Here is a 16200-nt window from a genome sequence, read left to right on the forward strand (position 1 = left end):
TTCAGCCGTACCGGGGGGCGCTGCGGGAGCGCTGGATGGTGGGGCTGCGCCGGCCCCGGGCCCGCCAGCAGCCGGTGTGCCAGTGCCGCCGGTCCTCCGGGCCGCCGAGCCCGTCGACCGGCCACGCCACCACGTGTGCCACGCCGGCGACGATCTCGTGGTCGCAGCCGGGGCACCGGTACGCCTTGGTCGCCGAACCGCCGGGAATCGTACGTACCGCGAACTCGCCGTCCCCCCACGTCTGGGTGCCCTCGACCCCGCGCCGGGCCTGGCCATCGTCGAGGGGCCGGGCGGCGTCTGGGCGGCGGTGATGGCGGCGCGGACTCACGGTTCAAGGGTACGGGTGAGCCGCGCCACCTCCCCTCGGGTCACCCGACCGCGCGGGTCGGCCAGGTCTCCGGACGACCTCGGGGAGGTCGCGACCGCAGGGGTTCCCACGGGCGCTACCTCCCCGAGTCGTCGAGGGTCAGCGAGCGGTCAGTGCGAGTGGTCCCGGAATCCCCGGCCGACCTTGCGCCCCAGGTAACCGGCGGTGACCAGGTGCTCCAGCAGCGGCGCCGGCGCGAAGCCCGGCTCGCGCAGCTCGTTGTACAGCTCACGCTGGATGGCCAGCGACACGTCCAGCCCGACGACGTCGAGCAGCTTGAACGGGCCCATCGGGTAGCCGCAGCCGAGCTCCATGGCGTAGTCGATGTCGTCGGCGCTCGCGTAGCTCGCCTCCAGCATCTTCACCGCGTCGTTGAGGTACGGGAACAGCAGCGCGTTGACCACGAACCCGGACCGGTCAGCGCAGACGACCGGGTACTTGCCGAGGCTCTCGCAGAGCGCGCGGACGGTTGCGACCGTCTCCTCCGACGTGCGGATGGTCCGGACCACCTCGACCAGGTTCATGACCGGCGCCGGGTTGAAGAAGTGCAGCCCGACCACGTCGGCCGGCCGGTTGGTGGCGACCGCGCACTCCACCACGGGCAGGCTGGAGGTGGTGGTGGCCAGGATGACGCCCGGCTTGCAGATCTCGTCGAGGTTGGCGAAGAGCGCCTTCTTGACCGACAGCTCCTCGACGACCGCCTCGACGACCAGGTCCACGCCGCCCAGGTCGTCCAGCGAGTTCGACCAGGCGACGCGGGCCAGGGCGGCGTCGCGGTCGGACTCGCTGAGCTTGCCCCGGACCGTGGCCTTGTTCAGCGACGCGGTGATCTTGTCCCGGGCCTTGGCGGACTTCTCCGCACCCCGGGTGACCGAGATGACCTCGTACCCGGCCTTGGCGAACACCTCGATGATGCCGGTGGCCATCGTGCCGGAGCCGACCACGCCCACCTTGGTGACCGTCCGGCCGCTCTCGACGGCCTCGTGCGCACCGGGCGCCCGCGGGGTCAGCTCGTCGGGTACGACCACCGGCGAGCCCGGCTTCTCGTACGTGTAGAAGCCCCGGCCGGACTTGCGGCCGAGCAGGCCGGCGGTGACCATCTGCTTGATCATGGGTACCGGCGCGTGCCGGCGGTCCCGGCCGCCCCGGCGGTACATCGTGTCGAGGATCTCGTACGCGGTGTCCAGGCCGATCAGGTCCATCAGCGCGAGCGGGCCCATCGGCAGGCCGCAGCCCAGTCGCATGGCGGCGTCGATGTCCTCGCGGGTGGCGTACTTCGACTCGTACATCTGCACGGCGTGGTTGAGGTAGCCGAACAGCAGCGCGTTGGCGATGAACCCGGCGCGGTCGGCGATCGTCACGTCGACCTTGCCCAGCCTCGCGCACAGTGCCTCGATGTCGGTGACCACGTCGTCGGCGGTGACGACCGTCCGGACGATCTCGACCAGCTTCATGACCGGGGCCGGGTTGAAGAAGTGCATCCCGATGACCTGGTTGGGCCGGCTGGTCGCCACGGAGATCTCGGTGACCGACAGCGAGGAGGTGTTGGTCGCCAGGATCGCCTCGGGCCTGCAGACCTTGTCGAGCTCGGCGAAGATCGCCTGCTTGAGGTCCAGGTGCTCGGGCACCGCCTCGATCACCAGGTCGACGTCGCGCAGCGCGGCGAGGCCGGTGGCGAACCGTACCCGGTCCAGCAGCGCGTCCCGGTCCGCCTCGGTGAGCTTGCCGCGGGCGACCGCCCGGTCGGTGGAGCCGGTGAGCACGGCGCGGCCGCGCTCCAGCGCCGCGTCGGTGACCTCGACCGCGACGACGTCGACGCCGTTACGGGCGAAGACCTCGACGATGCCGGCCCCCATGGTGCCGAGCCCGACTACCCCTACAGATGTGAACTCGCGCGCCAAGGTGAGACCTCCCGTGAGTATCCCGAACGGTAGTTAAGGTAGTGGCCGGCTCCGCGCCACGGCACCAGGTGTGACGTATTCCGCCCTAGTCTGCACGGATGAACGACAGCATCGATGGCGGCGAGGCCCGCGGGGTCGAGGTCCGGGAGGCCCGCGCGGCGGACCTGCCCGAGCTGCTGGCCTGCTACGGCGAGCTGCACCCGGACGATCCGGAGGTGGACGCGGCGACCGCGGCCGCGATCTGGCGCGAGATCAGCACGCAGGCGGGGCGTACGGTGCTGGTCGCCGCGCGCGGCGACGCGCTCGGCGGTACGGTCGACTGCCTGCTCGTACCGAACCTCACCCGCGGCGGCCGGCCGTTCATGTTCGTCGAGAACGTGGTCGTCCGGAACGCGTACCGTCGCCAAGGCGTCGGCTCCCTCCTGATCGGCGCGGCGCTGGCCCGTGCCGCCGAGGCCGGCTGCTACAAGGTCCAACTCCTCTCGCGGGCCAGCCGGACCGACGCCCACGCCTTCTACGAAGCGTGTGGCTTCGGCCCATCGGCGCAGGGCTACCGCCGATATCTGCCCTGAGGGGATTCGTCCACACCGGCCGGCACCGATCCGTTTCGTCGCGCCGGGCGGCACCGATCCGTTTCGTCGCGCCGGGCGGGAGAGGTCGGCGCGCCCGGCGCCGGCGGCGGCTCATAGGGTTGCCGTATGCGATCGGTCGTCCTTACCGGTATCTCCCGTGGCCTCGGTGCCGCCCTCTTCACCGAGCTGACCGGTCGCGGCGACCGGGTCCTCGGCATCGGCCGCCGCTTCACCCCCGACCAGGTCGCCCTGGCCACCGCCGAACCGGAGCGGGTACGCCTGCACGAGGCCGAACTCGCCGACCCGACCACGGTGCCCGACGCCGACGCGCTCCGCGCGTTCCTGACCGGTACGGGCGAGAGCGTGCTCATCCACAACGCGGGCGTGGTCGAGCCGATCGCACCCATCGGGCAGCTACGCGAGACGGCGGCCGTCACCGCCGTCGGGGTCAACCTGACCGCGGCGATCCTGCTGACCAACGCGTTCCTGGCCGCCCTGCCGGCGGATGCCACGACTCGGGTGCTGTTCGTGTCGTCGGGTGCGGCGCACCGGGTCATCGAGGGCTGGTCGGTGTACTCCGCCACCAAGCGCGGCGCCGAGATGTTCTTCGACGCGCTCGCGGTCGAGCGGCCGGACGTGTACGTCGCGAACGTCAACCCGGGCGTGATGGACACCGGGATGCAGGCGGCCCTGCGCGGCGCCGACTTCCCCGACCGCGACCGGTACGTCGCCCTGTACGAGCGCGGCGAGCTGCCCCAGCCGGCCGACGTGGCGCGGCGCATCATCAGCGAACACGTCGATCGAGCTATTACCCGCGAGTAGCTTTGTGATTAAGCTGACGGGCATCCATCACGATGGGAGCCCGACATGACCTCGACGCGCACCCCCGGCGTACCCGTGGTCGAAGACGGCCTGCTCGTCTCGACGAACCCCGCCACCGGTGAAGAGGTCGGCCGGTTCCCGGTCGCCTCCGCCGCCGAGGTCGACGCCGCCGTGGCCGGCGCCCGGGACGCCGCCACCTGGTGGGGACAGCTCGGATACGCCGGCCGCCGCCAGCGGCTGCTGCGCTACCGCAGCGTGCTCGCCAACCGGGTCGAGGAACTGGCCGACGTGATCCACCGTGAGGGCGGCAAGCCCGTCGCGGAGGCCGTCGTCGAGGCGGCGGCCGCCATCGACCACGTCGCCTGGGCCGCGAACCACGCGCGCCGGGTGCTCGGCCAGCGCAGGCTGCGCGGTTCCCTCATGGTGCTCGAGCACGCCGCCTACCTGGAGTACCAGCCGTACGGCGTGATCGGCGTGATCGGCCCGTGGAACTACCCGGTGTTCACCCCGATGGGCTCGATCGCGTACGCCCTGGCCGCCGGCAACGCGATCGTCTTCAAGCCCAGCGAGTACACCCCGGCCGTCGGTCAGTGGTTGGTCGACCGGTTCGCCGAGGTCGTACCGGAACACCCGGTCCTGCAGATCGTGCACGGCACCGGTGAGGTCGGCGCGGCGCTGTGCCGCTCCGGCGTGGGCAAGCTCGCGTTCACCGGCTCCACCGCGACCGGCAAGAAGGTCATGGCCGCCTGCGCGGAGACGCTGACCCCGGTCCTCGTGGAGTGCGGCGGCAAGGACGCCATGATCGTGGAGGCGGACGCCGACCTCGACGCGGCGGTGTCGGCGTGCGTGTGGGGCGGCATGACGAACGCCGGTCAGACCTGCGTGGGGATCGAGCGGGTGTACGTCGCCGAGCGGGTCTACGACGACTTCCTCGCGCGCCTGGTGGAGCGCGCCGGCAGGCTGAAGGTCGGGGTCGGTGACGACGCCGACTTCGGTCCGATCACGATGCCGGGGCAGATCGACGTCATCCGCCGGCACATCGACGCCGCGATCGCCAGCGGCGGCCGGGCGGTCCTGGGCGGCCCCGACGCCGTGCAGCCGCCGTACGTGAAGCCGACGGTCCTGGTCGACGTGCCCGAGGACAGCGCCGCCGTCCGCGAGGAGACGTTCGGCCCGACACTCACGGTCACCCGCGTCCGCGACGGAGAGGAGGCCGTCGCCCGGGCGAACGCCTCCGTGTACGGCCTCGGCGGGTCGGTCTTCTCCCGGTCGCGCGGGATGGAACTGGCCCGCAAGCTCCGCTCGGGCATGACCTCGATCAACGGGGCCATCTCGTTCGCCGGCGTGCCCAGCCTGCCGTTCGGTGGGGTCGGCGACTCCGGGTTCGGGCGCATCCACGGCGAGGACGGGCTGCGCGAGTTCGCCCGGCCGAAGGCGATCACCCGCCGCCGGGGGCCGTCGCTGGTACCGGCGATGTCGTTCGACCGTACGCCCAAGGCGGTCGCCATGATCACCCGCGCCGTCAAACTGCTCCACGGCCGCACCCGCTGACTCCGCGATCGTGGACGCGTGGACCGCCGGTGACCGGTCCACGTGTCCACGATTCTGGGTAGCGGTCACGGCGTGGCCGAAGTGGCGATCCTCAGCGGGCTGCAGGCGTCGGGCAAGTCGACGTTCTACCGGCAGCGGCTGGCCACCACCCACGTGCACGTCAGCAAGGACAACTGGCCCCACGCGCGGCACCGCGAACAGCGACAACGCCGCGTGATCGCGGAGGCCCTCGCCGCCGGCCGGGACGTCGCCGTCGACAACACCAACCCGTCGCCGCACGAGCGGGTACCGCTGATCGACCTGGCGCACGAGGCCGGCGCGACGGTCGTCGGGTACTGGTTCCCGCCGGACCCGAGCGTGTCGCTGGCCCGCAACGCACAGCGGGAGGGCCGGGCAAGGGTTCCGAACGTGGGCCTGTTCAGCACCCTGAAGCGCCTCACCCGGCCGTCCTACGACGAAGGCTTCGACGAGCTGTACCAGGTACGCGCGGACGACCGGGGCGGCTTCATGGTGGAGTTCTGCCCCCACCACGCGTGCGTCGGAGAGCCGGAGAGACCGCTCAGAAGAGCGTCATCTCGTCGCGGGTGATGCCCCGCAGCGCGTGGTAGTCCAGCACCACGCAGCGGATCCCACGGTCCATGGCCAGTACCCGCGCCTGGGGTTTGATCTCCTGGGCGGCGAAGATGCCCGAGACCGGGGCGAGCAGCGGGTCGCGCCCGAGCAGCTCCAGGTACCGGGTCAGCTGCTCGACACCGTCGATCTCGCCGCGCCGTTTGACCTCGACCGCGACGCATGAGCCGTCGCCGTCGCGGCACAGCAGGTCGACCGGCCCGATCGCGGTCGGGTACTCCCGGCGGATCAGCGTGAAGCCCTCCCCCAGCACGCTGGGGGTCGCCGCGAGCAGCTCCTGCAGGTGCGCCTCGACGCCGTCCTTGACCAGGCCAGGGTCGACGCCCAGCTCGTGCGAGGAGTCGTGCAGCACCTCCTCGATCGTGATGCGCAGCTCCTCGCCGGCCTTGTTGACCACCTTCCACACCCCTGGGGCCTCCTCGACCCGGCAGGGCGGGCTCATCCAGTTGAGCGGCTTGTAGGCCCGGTCGTCAGCGTGGATGGAGACCGAGCCGTCGGCCTTGACCATGAGCAGTCGGGTCGCGAGCGGAAGGTGGGCGGTGAGCCGGCCGATGTAGTCCACCGAGCAGCGAGCGATGACTAAGCGCACCGGGAGAGGGTACCCATTGGCGGACAGCCGGGCGCTGCTACCGGCCGGTTGTGGGGGCTGAAGGGGAGTCCGATGCACGTCTGGGGTACCGGTCCGTTCGACAACGACGTCGCGGAGGCGTTCGCGACCGAGCTGGACGACGCCGACCCCGATCAGCGCATGGTCATGCTCCGCCGGGCCGAGCAGGAGGCGATCGACGCCGACAACGGGCTCGACACCGAACGGGCGTTCCGCGCCTTCGCCGCGGCCGCCGTGGTGGCGGCGAGCTGCCCGGGCGCGCCACGCATCGAATCCGACTACGCGCCGGAGTTCCTGGTCCTCGACGACCCGCCGCGGCTGCACCCGGATCTGCCCTCGCTGGCGCACGACGCGCTCGACCGCATCGAGGAGCCGGACACCGGCTGGTACGAGTTGTGGGAGAAGGCCGACAACCTGCACGAGGCGGTCGAGACGCTGGAGTTCATCCGCGACTCGCTCTGCTGACGTCCACGGTCCGCGACCCGCTCCGCCGAGCGTGCGCGGCCCGCCCCGCCGACCGCGGTTGTCGGTGGCTGTCATGTTGTCCGTGACTGTCATGCTGTACCTGTGCTCGAAGCGCTCACCGGAGCCGGCCTCGCCACATCGGCAGGGCTCAACGCCTACATCCCGCTGCTCGCCGTCGGGCTGCTCGACCGGTACACCGGACTGATCCACCTCCCGCCGTCCTGGCAGTGGCTGTCGAACGGCTGGGTCGTCGCGATCCTCGCCGTACTCCTGGCGATCGAGGTCGTCGCCGACAAGGTGCCGGTGGTCGACCACGTCAACGACGTCATCCAGACGGTGGTCCGGCCGACCGCCGGCGGTCTGGCGTTCGGCGCGGCGTCGGGCGCCCAGACGGTCATGGTCTCCGATCCCGGCCAGTTCTTCTCCGGCCACCAGTGGGTACCCGTCGTTATCGGGGCGCTGATCTCGCTGACGGTGCACGGCGCCAAGGCGACGGCACGACCGGTGGTCAACACGACCACGGCCGGGATGGGCGCGCCGGTCGTGAGCACCATCGAGGACATCGGCAGCGCCGTGCTCTCGGTGGTGGCGATCGTGCTGCCCGTCCTCGTCCTGGCCGGGCTGGTCGGGCTGGTCGCGGGGTTCTGGGCGCTACGGCGGCGCCGGCGCCGCCGCAAGGCCGAGAAACCGGCCGCCCGGTCCGCGCCGGGTACCACACGGACCTGATCTCTCTGCCATCCTTGCGGCCGTGCGTACTTCCCGACTGCTGCTCCTGACGGTGCCGGTCGTGCTGGCATTGAGCGCCTGCACCGGGCCGGCTCCCGCGCGTACCGGCGACGTGGCCGCCGTCCAGCCGGTGGGAGCGTCGGGTACCGGCACCGCGCCGCGGGCCGTCACCGCGCCGGGCGGCAGCCCGACCGCCACCCCTCCCGCCACGCCCGGACGGCCGACGGACGAGCGGACGGCGGACGAGCGGACGGCGGACGGCAGCGACCCGGCCGACCTGCCGGGCGCCAACCGGCCCGGCCTGCCCCCGCCGGTGGTCACGAACGGCGCGCGTACCGGCAACAAGGTGGCGTTGACCTTCGACGCCGACATGACGGACACGATGCTGGCGAACCTGGCCAGTGGCCGGGTCCGGTCGTACGCCAACATCAAGATCATCGACATGCTGCAGGCCCGGCAGGTCCCGGCCACCTTCTTCCTCACCGGGGAGTGGGCCGAGCGGTACCCGGACGTGACCCGGCGACTCGCCGCCGACCCGCGCTTCGAACTGGGCAACCACTCCTACCGGCACCAGGGCTTCACCCCGAACTGTTACCAGCTCGGCCAGGTACCGCCGGCCCAGATGACCGAGGACGTCGCCCGCACCTTCCGGGTGATCGAGCCGTTCGGCGGGCGGCAGACCCGGTACTTCCGCTTCCCCGGCGGTTGCTACAACGGCGCCGCGCTCCAGGCGCTGGCCCCGCTCGGGGTCACGGTCATCCAGTGGGACGTCGTCAGCGGCGACCCGTTCGCGACCGCGGCCGCGCCGATCGTGCACGCCGTGCTGTCGCAGGTGAAGCCGGGCTCGATCGTGGTCCTACACGTGACCGAGGCCAACGCGGAGTACACCGACGAGGCGCTGGGCCCGATCCTCGACGGGCTGCACGCCCGGGGTCTGCAACCGGTCACGCTGTCGGAGCTGCTCGCCCCCTGACCACGCCGGCGTCACGTGAACCCGTGGCACGTGAATCGGGTGAACGGTCGTCGGTGCTGGCAGCGCATCTGGTCGTGGCGGGCATTCACTCAACCGCCGGCGTGGCCGCATCGATACGGGAAGACCCGATACTGGTTTTCGCGGGACACGCGGGAGGTGCCATGGCGAGCGTCGCCGAGGTCAAGGCCGCCATCGACGCGGCGATCCACCAGGTCGGCGAGGGTCAGCTCGCGGTACGGCTCGCCGGTGAGAAGCTCGCGGAGGCCCAGCAGAGCCTCGCCGCCGCCGTCGAGGGCAGCGGACACGAGTCGGTGGGCACGGCGCAGGCGGCGCTCACCCAGGCCGCCCAGGAACTCGACGAGTGCCTGACCGCCACGCTCACCGCGGTGGAGCAGGCCCAGACCTACGCCGCGACGCTGTGATGGACGCGGCCGGCACGGCGAGCCTCGTCGAGCAGCTGGGCACCCGGCTGCGGACCGCGGCCGACGAACTGCCGGTCGGCGAGGTGACGGCCGCGGCCGACCGGCTGCGCGGCGCGGTCGAGCTCCTGGCGTGGATCCGCCACGAGTCCACCCGCGGGATCGGCGTGACCCCGCTCGCGGTCGCCGTCGAGCACCTCGAACACGCGCTGCGGGCGTTGCTGGTGGCGCAGGAGGAGGTCGCGGCGTACCTGGCCGCGATCGGCCTGGCCGGGGACGCCGCGGTCGTCGCCGGGCCGGAGGCACCGGCCCGGCGGCCGCCGCCGCGGGCCGACGCACCGGCACCCGGCGAGGGCGAGCCGGCCGCGCGACTGCGGCGCTGGTGGGCCGTCCGGGTCGACGAGCTGACCGGGTACGGACAGCCGCGGACCGGTGACCGCGCGGCGGCCGGGGAGCCGGACGGGGCCGGCGGTGCCCGCGAGCGCGGCCGTTCCCGGGACGCCGACGGCGACCCGGCCGACGGCGCCGCGGCTGACAGCGCGGAGCTGCTGCGCCGCGTCGCGGGCCACGCCGGCGGCGGCGACCGTGCCGCGCTGCGGGCCGAGCTGCGCCGGGTGACCGCCGCCACCGGCCTCGGGCTGGCCGCGCTGACCCCGACCGCCCTGCACCGCATCGCCGCGGAGGTCCTGGGCCACCCGCCCGGCCCAGGCGACGTCGCGGCGCTGCGGGCGGCCGCCGGTTCCCGCCTCCGCGACCTGCTGCCGAACCTGGACCCCCGGGTGGGCGAGGTGCTGCTGGCCCGTACCTGCCGGGTACCGGTGCGGCCCGCCGGCCCGGACCGGCCGGACCCGCCCGCGCCGCCCCACCCGGCCGACTCGGCGATGGCCGGTGGGGTGCTCACCGGGCTGCTGCTGCGCCGCGCCGGCCGGGACCCGTCAGCGCTCGACCGGTACCTCGTCACGGTCACGGAGCCCACCCATGCCTGACCGGACGCCCGTGATCGAACGCGTCGAACGGCGGCTCGGCATGGCGTTGCGGCTCGTCGACCGGGAACGCGGGTACGCGCACGAGGCCCACCGGACGGCGCTGGCCCGGCTGGCCCGCGCGGAGCGCGAGGCGGTGGAGCGACCGGCCCGGGCCGCGCGCGAACGCGACGCCGCCCTGCACGCCATCGACGAGCGGCACGCCAAACGGCTGGCGGAGCTCGCGGTACGGGCCCGCGACGCCGCGGTACGGGCCGCCGCCGGTGCGGCCGGCGAGGAGTGGCCGCGGTGGCGGCCCACGCCGGTGGACCGGGCCGCCCGGTTCCCGCCGCTGCGGATCGGCCGGGTGACCGTCGCCGTCACCCCCGGCGGTCCGGGTCCGACCGGGCCGGGTGACCCCGGCAACCCGTGGACGGCCGGGTTGGCGGTACCGGCGCTCGTCCCGTTCCTCGACCACGGCCACGTCGCGCTCACCGGCGACGACCGCACGGCGGTCGACGCCGTGCTGACCGCGCTGCTGCTCCGGACGGTCGGCACCGCCCCGCCCGGCGCGGTGCGCCTCTACGGGTACGACCCGGAGCAGCTCGGCGGCGGGCTGGCCGGCTTCGCCCCGCTCGCCGGCGCCGAGGTACTGACCTTCGTCACCCCGCGCACCCTCGGCGACCTGCTGGACCGGCTCACCGACGAGGTGCAGCGACGCTACGAGACGGTGCTGGCCGGCGAGTACGCCTCCCTGGCCGACCGCGCCGGGCGCACCGGGCGCCGGGCCGAGCCGTGGCAGGCGCTCGTGCTGCTCGGTGACGGCCGCGACCTCGACCGGCACGCCCGAGCGCAGCTCGACGCGCTGGTCCGGGCCGGCGCCGCGGGCGGCGTACACGTCCTGGCCCGGGGCGTACCGCTGATCGCGGCCGACCAGGTCACGACGGTACGGGTGGACGGCGCGACCGCGACGGTCAACCGGTACCCGGGGCTCACGGTGACCCTCGACCCGCCGCCACCGGCGCCCACCGTCGCGGGCGCCTGCCGGGAGTTCGCGGCGAAGGCCGGCGCGGGGGCACGGGCACCGGTCTTCGCCGACCTGGCGCCTACGGAGCTGTGGACACACTCCTCGGCCGACGGTCTGACCGCGCCGGTCGGCGAGGGCCCCGACGGCGAGCCGGTCGAGGTGACGCTCGGCGACCACCCGCCGCACGCGCTCATCGGCGGCCCGTCCGGCAGCGGCAAGACCAACGTCATCTACGCCTGGCTGGCCGCGCTGACCTCCCGGTACTCCCCTGCCGAGCTGGAGCTGTACCTGCTCGACTTCAAGGAGGGCGTGTCGTTCGCCCGCTTCGCGCCGGGGCGGCGCGACCGGACCTGGCTGCCGCACGTTCGGCTGGTCGGCGTCAACGCCAACACCGACCGCGAGTTCGGGCTCGCGCTGCTGCGGTTCCTGGGCGCCGAGCTGCGTCGCCGGGCCGAGGCGGCCAAGCGGTTCGAGGTGACCAAGCTCGGCGAGCTGCGCGCCGAGGATCCGGACGGGCACTGGCCGCGCATCGTCGCCGTGGTCGACGAGTTCCAGGTGCTGGTCGCCGGCCGGGACGCGCTGGCGACCGAGGCGGTGACCCTGCTGGAGGACCTCGCCCGGCGGGGCCGGTCCCAGGGCATCCACCTGGTCATGGCGAGCCAGGACGTGTCCGGCATCCAGGCACTGTGGGGCCGCTCCGGGCTGGTCGGCCAGTTCAGCCTGCGGGTGGCGCTGCCCAAGGCCCGCCGGATCCTGGTCGACGAGACCAACGACGCGGCGCAGCGCATCCCGCGCCACCACGCCGTGGTCAACGCGGACTCCGGCGTGGCGACCGCCAACCGGGTGGTACGCCTGCCCGAGGCGCACAGCCGGTCCGACTGGCAGCGGCTCATGGGACGGATGTGGCAGCGGTACGAGCCGGGTGACCCGCCGCGGCTGTTCGACGGCGACGCCGTGCCGACGCTTGCGGAGGCGCCCGAACTGGCCGTGCCGACGCTTGCGGACGTCCCCGGCCCCGGGCAGGCCTCCGGCGCCGGCCCGGTGGCGCTGCTCGGGCAGGCCGTCGACGTGACCGCCCGGTCGGCGCGGCTGACCCTGTCCCGCACACCAGGCCGCAACCTCGCGGTTCTCGGTACCCGGACCGCCGAGGCCGGCGCGGTGCTGGGCGCCGCGGCCGTCTCGCTCGGCCGGTGGTACCGGCCCGGCGAGGCACGGTTCTCCGTCGCCTGCCTGGACCCGGGCGCGGAGCCGGCCGCCCGGACGGTGGCCGCCGCGCTCGCCCCGCTGGCGCCGCGCTGGTACGACCCGGACAGCGTCACCGACCTGCTCGCCGAGACGGCCGCGGACCTGACCGGGCCGCACATCCTGCTGCTGTACGCCGCCGACGCGGTGTCCGACCGCCTCGCCGTGAAGGGTCCGGGCGGCTCCGGACACGAGCACCTGCGCCGGATCCTCCACGGTGGACCCGAGCGGGGTACCCATGTGCTGGGTTGGTGGCGCACGGTGAGCCGGCTGCGCGACGACCTGGGCGGGGTGGGCGCCCGGTTCGACGCGATCGGCGCCTGGGTGGCGCTGGACGTCCACGGCGCCGACCTCAACCCGCTGTCGCCGCAGCCGAACAGCGTCGTCTGGTACCCCCGGCCGTGGCGGGGCCTGTACTTCGACCGGAGCAGCCACCGGGCACCCGAGGTGCTCATCCCGTACGGACCGGCCCCATGATCACCGCACGGACCGCCCCATGATCGTCACAACTTCCCGGAAAGCGCTGTCTCAGCACCCCTGGCAGACCACAACTTCCCGGAAGTTGTGTGGATCATGAGTTACGACGAGCTGATGCGGGAACTGTCGGCGGCGGCCACCGAGCGGGACGACGCCCGCCGCGCCGCGGTCGGCCGCCACGACGCCGAGTGCGCGGCCGCCGCGGCGGCGCTGCGCCGGGCCCGCGCCGAGGCGACCGAGTCCGGACGCCGCCAGCGCGCCGCCGACGACCTCTTCGCGCGGGTACAGCAGGAGACCGCCGGGCAGTGGCAACGGCTGCGCGGCCAGCTCCCCGGCCGCCTGCGCGCCCGGCTGGGCGCGCTGCCCCGGCCGGTCGAGCCGAGCCGGGCCCAGGCCGGCGTCGACCGCCCGGAACAGGGCGCCTCGGAGCTGATCGGCGAGGCCAGGCAACTGCTCGACGAGCTGCACCGCCGCCCACCCCTGCCGGGCGGCGCGTACCCGGTCCTGATCATCCTGGCGGTGGCCGGCGCGGGCCTGAGCTACCTGGGTGCCCGGGGACTGCTGCTGCTTGGGCGGCAGGCGTCGGGCCCGGTCGGTACGGTGCTCGACACGCTCGGCCAGATCACCGCGGTCGCCTCGGCGCTGGGCGGGCTGCCGACCCTGAAGTGGTTCGCCGACCGCTCCGGGGCCCGGCTCAGCGCGGGTGCGGTCGCGACCGTGCTGGCGGCCGGGGTGGGCACCCTGGTCGCCCTGGGGATGCTGACCGACCACCTCCGGTGAGCGGCGGTACCGCGGCACGGGCCGGCCGGCGCCGACGCCGGTCGGCACGCTCACGCCTCCGGCGCCAACCCCAGGCCACGGCCGGCGCGTACCTGGAGGCGGACCATGCCGCGGGTGACGGCGGGTGCCCGCCACTCGATGGCCGTGTCCTCCTCCTCGTCGGTGGCCTCGCGCAGCACCGTCCACTCCGGCCCGCCGCCGACCGAGTCCCGCACGGCACGCACGGCACGCGCGGCGCCCGCCGGTTTGAAGCCGCCGGCCGCTTCCGGCGCGGACAGGGCGGTGACGCGCACGAAACCGTCCGGTGTGGACTTCGCCTGTACGGCGGAGACGGCGTCCTCGTCGTCGGGTACCGGGAGCGCCGCCCGGAGCAGCCGCTCCGCCACCGTCCGGGCGTCGTCCTCCGGCACTCCGACGAAGTCCGCGTCCAGCACCACCCGGAAGAGCATGCTCTCCAGGGTCCGCATCAACTCGGCCGCGTCCTCGTCACTGAACTCGGAGTCCGCCAGGATCAGCGGCTCCCCGTCGTCGGTCGGGAGGACGCCGAAGTCGGCGAACGGGTCGACGCCGAGGCGCACGTACACCGTCTGCGCGGTGACTGGCTGCGCCGGCGCGCCGAGGTCGGTGCCCTCCACCGCCCCTACCTGCCACTGGCGGACCTCGTGCCGCACGTACGGCCCGGTGATCCCGAAGCGGTCGGCCGCGTCGGACGCGGCGGTACGCAGGTCGGGCCGGCCGGGCGCCACGTAGATCAACGCGGCGTTGACGAGATCCTCGCGGTCCGGATCCCGGTCGAGACTGATGCCGATCGGTTCGAGCGGCTCCGCCAGCGGCAGCAGACGCTCCGCCGCCGTGGCGAGATCCGGCGCCGCGACGACGAGGTGCACCCGGACGACGACGTCATCCTGCGCGGCAAATGCGTCCAGCTGCCGCCGACGCCGCCCCCGGTTGTCCACCATCTCGTCGCCGTCCAGCCCGTCGCGCAGGCCGAGGTGGGCCCGGCTCCGCACGGCCAGACCGGTCACGAGCCCGGCGCCCGGACCGGCCGGGGGCGCGTCCGTCTCGGCGTAGTCGCCGTGCTCCGGAAGCCACCGGGCGACCAGCCGGTCGGTGGTCCAGCCGAACCGGGCCAGCAGCGGACCGGCCGCGTCGGCCGCCGCCCGGACGACGTAACTGTCGCCGCAGCGGCCGAGCGGCACGTACAGCGTCGTCGATTCGGCGGGCTGGCGCGCCTCGACGGCGTCCCGCACCACGTCCAGCCCGGCGGCGTCCAGCTCACGGACGAGCGGCAGGCAGCGCTCCAGCGCGGTCGCGGCGCTGTCGCCGGCAACCTCCAGCGACAGCAGCGCGACCAGTTCCCTCGGATCCGGGATCATCAGTGGGTGCCGCCCCCTTCGGGGAGATGTTGGCGTGCTTGGCATCCTTGCCGAACATGTCCAGCTTGCCCTTGCCGGTCAACTGGACGTCCCCACTCCTGCTTCGTCTTGGCTTTCCCGGAGCGGCTCGTCGTCCGTCCACCGCGCCTCGCGGAAAGTCCACCGTGTCCCAGGGCGGCACCGGCCGCCGACGCTCAACTCAGCAGGAGTACCGCGTAGCAGGCCAGCCAGTGCTCGACCATGTAGTCGTCACCGGCGACGTGCGGCAGGGCGGCCTCGGCGTGCCGTTTCGCCGCCACGAGCGCCGGTCCGACCCGCGGGTCGCCGGCGGGCAGTTCCTCCGCGATCCGCCGCCAGCACCAGGCGCGGCTGGCGTTGAGCCCGTGCAGGTGCGCGATGTGGCCGTCGCTGGAGTCGGAGACGATCGCCGGGGTGAACAGGCTCGCCGGCTCGCCAGCGGCGATGCCGGGCAGGAACCCGTCCAGCCAGTTCGTGAAGTCCGGCCCCGGCAGGATCTTCGCCATCAGCTCGGCCTCGGTGAGCGCCGGTGACAGGAAGTCCGCCCCCGACGGCTCCCAGCCGCCCGGATAGTCGAGGTCGCGGGCGAAGAACCGCTCCGCCAGCGCCGCGATGCCCGCGCGCAACCGCGGGTCGGCGGCGGGTGTGTCCGCGTACCCCCACGCCAGCGACAGGCCGAACGCGGTGTTGGAGTGCACCCCGTACCGCACCGGGTAGGTCGCCTTCGGGAACCAGTCGAGGAAGTTGCCGGTGATCGCCTCGGCCAGCGGCGCGATCCGGTCGGCCCAGCGACTGCCGTCCGGGTCAGCCCAGGTGGCCAGCTCGGCGGCGAGCGCCAGCGCCCAGCCCCACCCGTACGGGCGCTGCCGGTGCCGCTCGTCGGGGTGGGCGATGAACCGCGCCTCGGCGGCGAGGCCCTCCGCGGTGAACTGCCGGTCCAGCCGCTCGCGGATCTCCCCGGCCGGTACGGCCTCCGGCGCGACCTTCAGCAGCCGCACGAGCAGCCAGTGCATCTCGACACAGGAGTGCCAGTCGAAGCTGCCGTAGAAGACGGGCGTACGCGCCCTGGGCCGGTGCGGGAAGTCGCCGGGCCCGGTCATCAGGTGGTGGACGTCGTTCGGGAACTCCCGGTCGATGTTGGTCAGCGCGACCCGGGCGTACTCACCCGCGTGTGCCCGAAGTACTTCGTTTCGCCAGTCCATAAGCGGAATCTCTCATGATCGTGAAGGTTCTGCGGGGTCACGGCCCCACGAAACCTTCACGATCACGGGCGAGCCGACCGCCG

16 protein-coding genes are annotated in these 16200 nt (G+C 73.7%); 11 read left to right on the forward strand and 5 right to left on the reverse strand.

What is annotated here, in order from left to right:
• Window position 1: 1 nt before the first annotated feature.
• A complete protein-coding gene (locus ACNTMW_RS27135; protein WP_426636680.1) occupies window positions 2–328 on the reverse strand; it encodes a hypothetical protein in 327 nt (108 codons plus the stop codon).
• A gap of 149 nt (window positions 329–477) precedes the next feature.
• Window positions 478–2268 (reverse strand): 3-hydroxyacyl-CoA dehydrogenase family protein, encoded by a 1791-nt coding sequence (locus ACNTMW_RS27140; protein WP_426636681.1) that lies wholly within the window; start codon window positions 2266–2268, stop codon window positions 478–480.
• A 98-nt stretch (window positions 2269–2366) separates the two neighbouring features.
• Here ACNTMW_RS27140 and ACNTMW_RS27145 point away from each other — a divergent pair, with 98 nt between their 5' ends.
• The 4 genes from ACNTMW_RS27145 to ACNTMW_RS27160 all read left to right on the forward strand — a co-directional run bounded on the left by ACNTMW_RS27145 (window position 2367) and on the right by ACNTMW_RS27160 (window position 5801).
• Window positions 2367–2840 (forward strand): GNAT family N-acetyltransferase, encoded by a 474-nt coding sequence (locus ACNTMW_RS27145; protein ID WP_426636682.1) that lies wholly within the window; start codon window positions 2367–2369, stop codon window positions 2838–2840.
• 126 nt (window positions 2841–2966) lie between these two features.
• The gene (locus ACNTMW_RS27150; protein ID WP_426636683.1) at window positions 2967–3662 is read left to right on the forward strand and encodes an SDR family NAD(P)-dependent oxidoreductase; all 696 of its coding nucleotides are present in this window, start codon (window positions 2967–2969) and stop codon (window positions 3660–3662) included.
• Between the two features lie 45 nt (window positions 3663–3707).
• Window positions 3708–5213, forward strand: a complete 1506-nt coding sequence (locus ACNTMW_RS27155; protein ID WP_426636684.1) for an aldehyde dehydrogenase family protein — start codon at window positions 3708–3710, stop codon at window positions 5211–5213.
• A 42-nt stretch (window positions 5214–5255) separates the two neighbouring features.
• Window positions 5256–5801 (forward strand): AAA family ATPase, encoded by a 546-nt coding sequence (locus tag ACNTMW_RS27160; protein WP_426636685.1) that lies wholly within the window; start codon window positions 5256–5258, stop codon window positions 5799–5801.
• Here the strand turns inward: ACNTMW_RS27160 and nucS are convergent.
• A complete protein-coding gene (gene nucS, locus ACNTMW_RS27165; RefSeq protein ID WP_426636686.1) occupies window positions 5773–6432 on the reverse strand; it encodes an endonuclease NucS in 660 nt (219 codons plus the stop codon). The two genes, ACNTMW_RS27160 and nucS, sit on opposite strands and share 29 nt — an antisense overlap.
• A gap of 72 nt (window positions 6433–6504) precedes the next feature.
• On the opposite strand from nucS, the gene ACNTMW_RS27170 reads away from it, so the two are divergent.
• From ACNTMW_RS27170 to ACNTMW_RS27200, 7 genes are all read left to right on the forward strand, one after another.
• Entirely contained in the window at window positions 6505–6915 is a 411-nt protein-coding gene (locus ACNTMW_RS27170; RefSeq protein WP_426636687.1) for a DUF4259 domain-containing protein, read from the forward strand.
• 102 nt (window positions 6916–7017) lie between these two features.
• Window positions 7018–7641 (forward strand): DUF4126 domain-containing protein, encoded by a 624-nt coding sequence (locus ACNTMW_RS27175; RefSeq protein WP_426636689.1) that lies wholly within the window; start codon window positions 7018–7020, stop codon window positions 7639–7641.
• Window positions 7642–7663: 22 nt separating this feature from the next.
• The gene (locus ACNTMW_RS27180; protein ID WP_426636690.1) at window positions 7664–8614 is read left to right on the forward strand and encodes a polysaccharide deacetylase family protein; all 951 of its coding nucleotides are present in this window, start codon (window positions 7664–7666) and stop codon (window positions 8612–8614) included.
• Between the two features lie 161 nt (window positions 8615–8775).
• On the forward strand, window positions 8776–9036 hold the full coding sequence (locus ACNTMW_RS27185; RefSeq protein ID WP_426636692.1) for a hypothetical protein: 261 nt from the start codon (window positions 8776–8778) through the stop codon (window positions 9034–9036).
• Window positions 9033–10019, forward strand: a complete 987-nt coding sequence (locus ACNTMW_RS27190) for a hypothetical protein (RefSeq protein WP_426636693.1) — start codon at window positions 9033–9035, stop codon at window positions 10017–10019. Before ACNTMW_RS27185 ends, ACNTMW_RS27190 begins: the two co-directional genes overlap by 4 nt.
• Window positions 10012–12741 carry an FtsK/SpoIIIE domain-containing protein gene (locus tag ACNTMW_RS27195; RefSeq protein WP_426636694.1) on the forward strand — a complete coding sequence of 910 codons (2730 nt, stop codon included), beginning with the start codon at window positions 10012–10014 and terminating at the stop codon, window positions 12739–12741. Before ACNTMW_RS27190 ends, ACNTMW_RS27195 begins: the two co-directional genes overlap by 8 nt.
• A 96-nt stretch (window positions 12742–12837) precedes the next feature.
• The gene (locus ACNTMW_RS27200; protein ID WP_426636695.1) at window positions 12838–13521 is read left to right on the forward strand and encodes a hypothetical protein; all 684 of its coding nucleotides are present in this window, start codon (window positions 12838–12840) and stop codon (window positions 13519–13521) included.
• A 50-nt stretch (window positions 13522–13571) separates the two neighbouring features.
• Here the strand turns inward: ACNTMW_RS27200 and ACNTMW_RS27205 are convergent, their stop codons facing one another.
• Together ACNTMW_RS27205 and ACNTMW_RS27210 are read right to left on the reverse strand one after the other, a co-directional pair.
• Entirely contained in the window at window positions 13572–14897 is a 1326-nt protein-coding gene (locus tag ACNTMW_RS27205) for a hypothetical protein (RefSeq protein WP_426636696.1), read from the reverse strand.
• Between the two features lie 194 nt (window positions 14898–15091).
• Window positions 15092–16117: a DUF2891 domain-containing protein gene (locus tag ACNTMW_RS27210; protein WP_426636697.1), complete on the reverse strand. Its 1026-nt coding sequence runs from the start codon at window positions 16115–16117 to the stop codon at window positions 15092–15094.
• Between the last annotated feature and the right edge of the window lie 83 nt (window positions 16118–16200).

Source organism: Planosporangium spinosum (assembly GCF_049999945.1).
Lineage (GTDB): Bacteria > Actinomycetota > Actinomycetes > Mycobacteriales > Micromonosporaceae > Planosporangium > Planosporangium spinosum.

Excerpts from the sequence above, each read along its gene's own strand:
- ACNTMW_RS27145 (WP_426636682.1), top strand. The coding sequence starts at position 2,367 with ATGAACGACAGCATCGATGGCGGCGAGGCCCGCGGGGTCGAGGTCCGG.
- ACNTMW_RS27150 (WP_426636683.1), top strand. The coding sequence starts at position 2,967 with ATGCGATCGGTCGTCCTTACCGGTATCTCCCGTGGCCTCGGTGCCGCC.
- ACNTMW_RS27155 (WP_426636684.1), top strand. The coding sequence starts at position 3,708 with ATGACCTCGACGCGCACCCCCGGCGTACCCGTGGTCGAAGACGGCCTG.
- ACNTMW_RS27170 (WP_426636687.1), top strand. The coding sequence starts at position 6,505 with ATGCACGTCTGGGGTACCGGTCCGTTCGACAACGACGTCGCGGAGGCG.
- ACNTMW_RS27185 (WP_426636692.1), top strand. The coding sequence starts at position 8,776 with ATGGCGAGCGTCGCCGAGGTCAAGGCCGCCATCGACGCGGCGATCCAC.
- ACNTMW_RS27195 (WP_426636694.1), top strand. The coding sequence starts at position 10,012 with ATGCCTGACCGGACGCCCGTGATCGAACGCGTCGAACGGCGGCTCGGC.
- ACNTMW_RS27200 (WP_426636695.1), top strand. The coding sequence starts at position 12,838 with ATGAGTTACGACGAGCTGATGCGGGAACTGTCGGCGGCGGCCACCGAG.
- ACNTMW_RS27205 (WP_426636696.1), bottom strand. The coding sequence starts at position 14,897 with ATGATCCCGGATCCGAGGGAACTGGTCGCGCTGCTGTCGCTGGAGGTT.
- ACNTMW_RS27210 (WP_426636697.1), bottom strand. The coding sequence starts at position 16,117 with ATGGACTGGCGAAACGAAGTACTTCGGGCACACGCGGGTGAGTACGCC.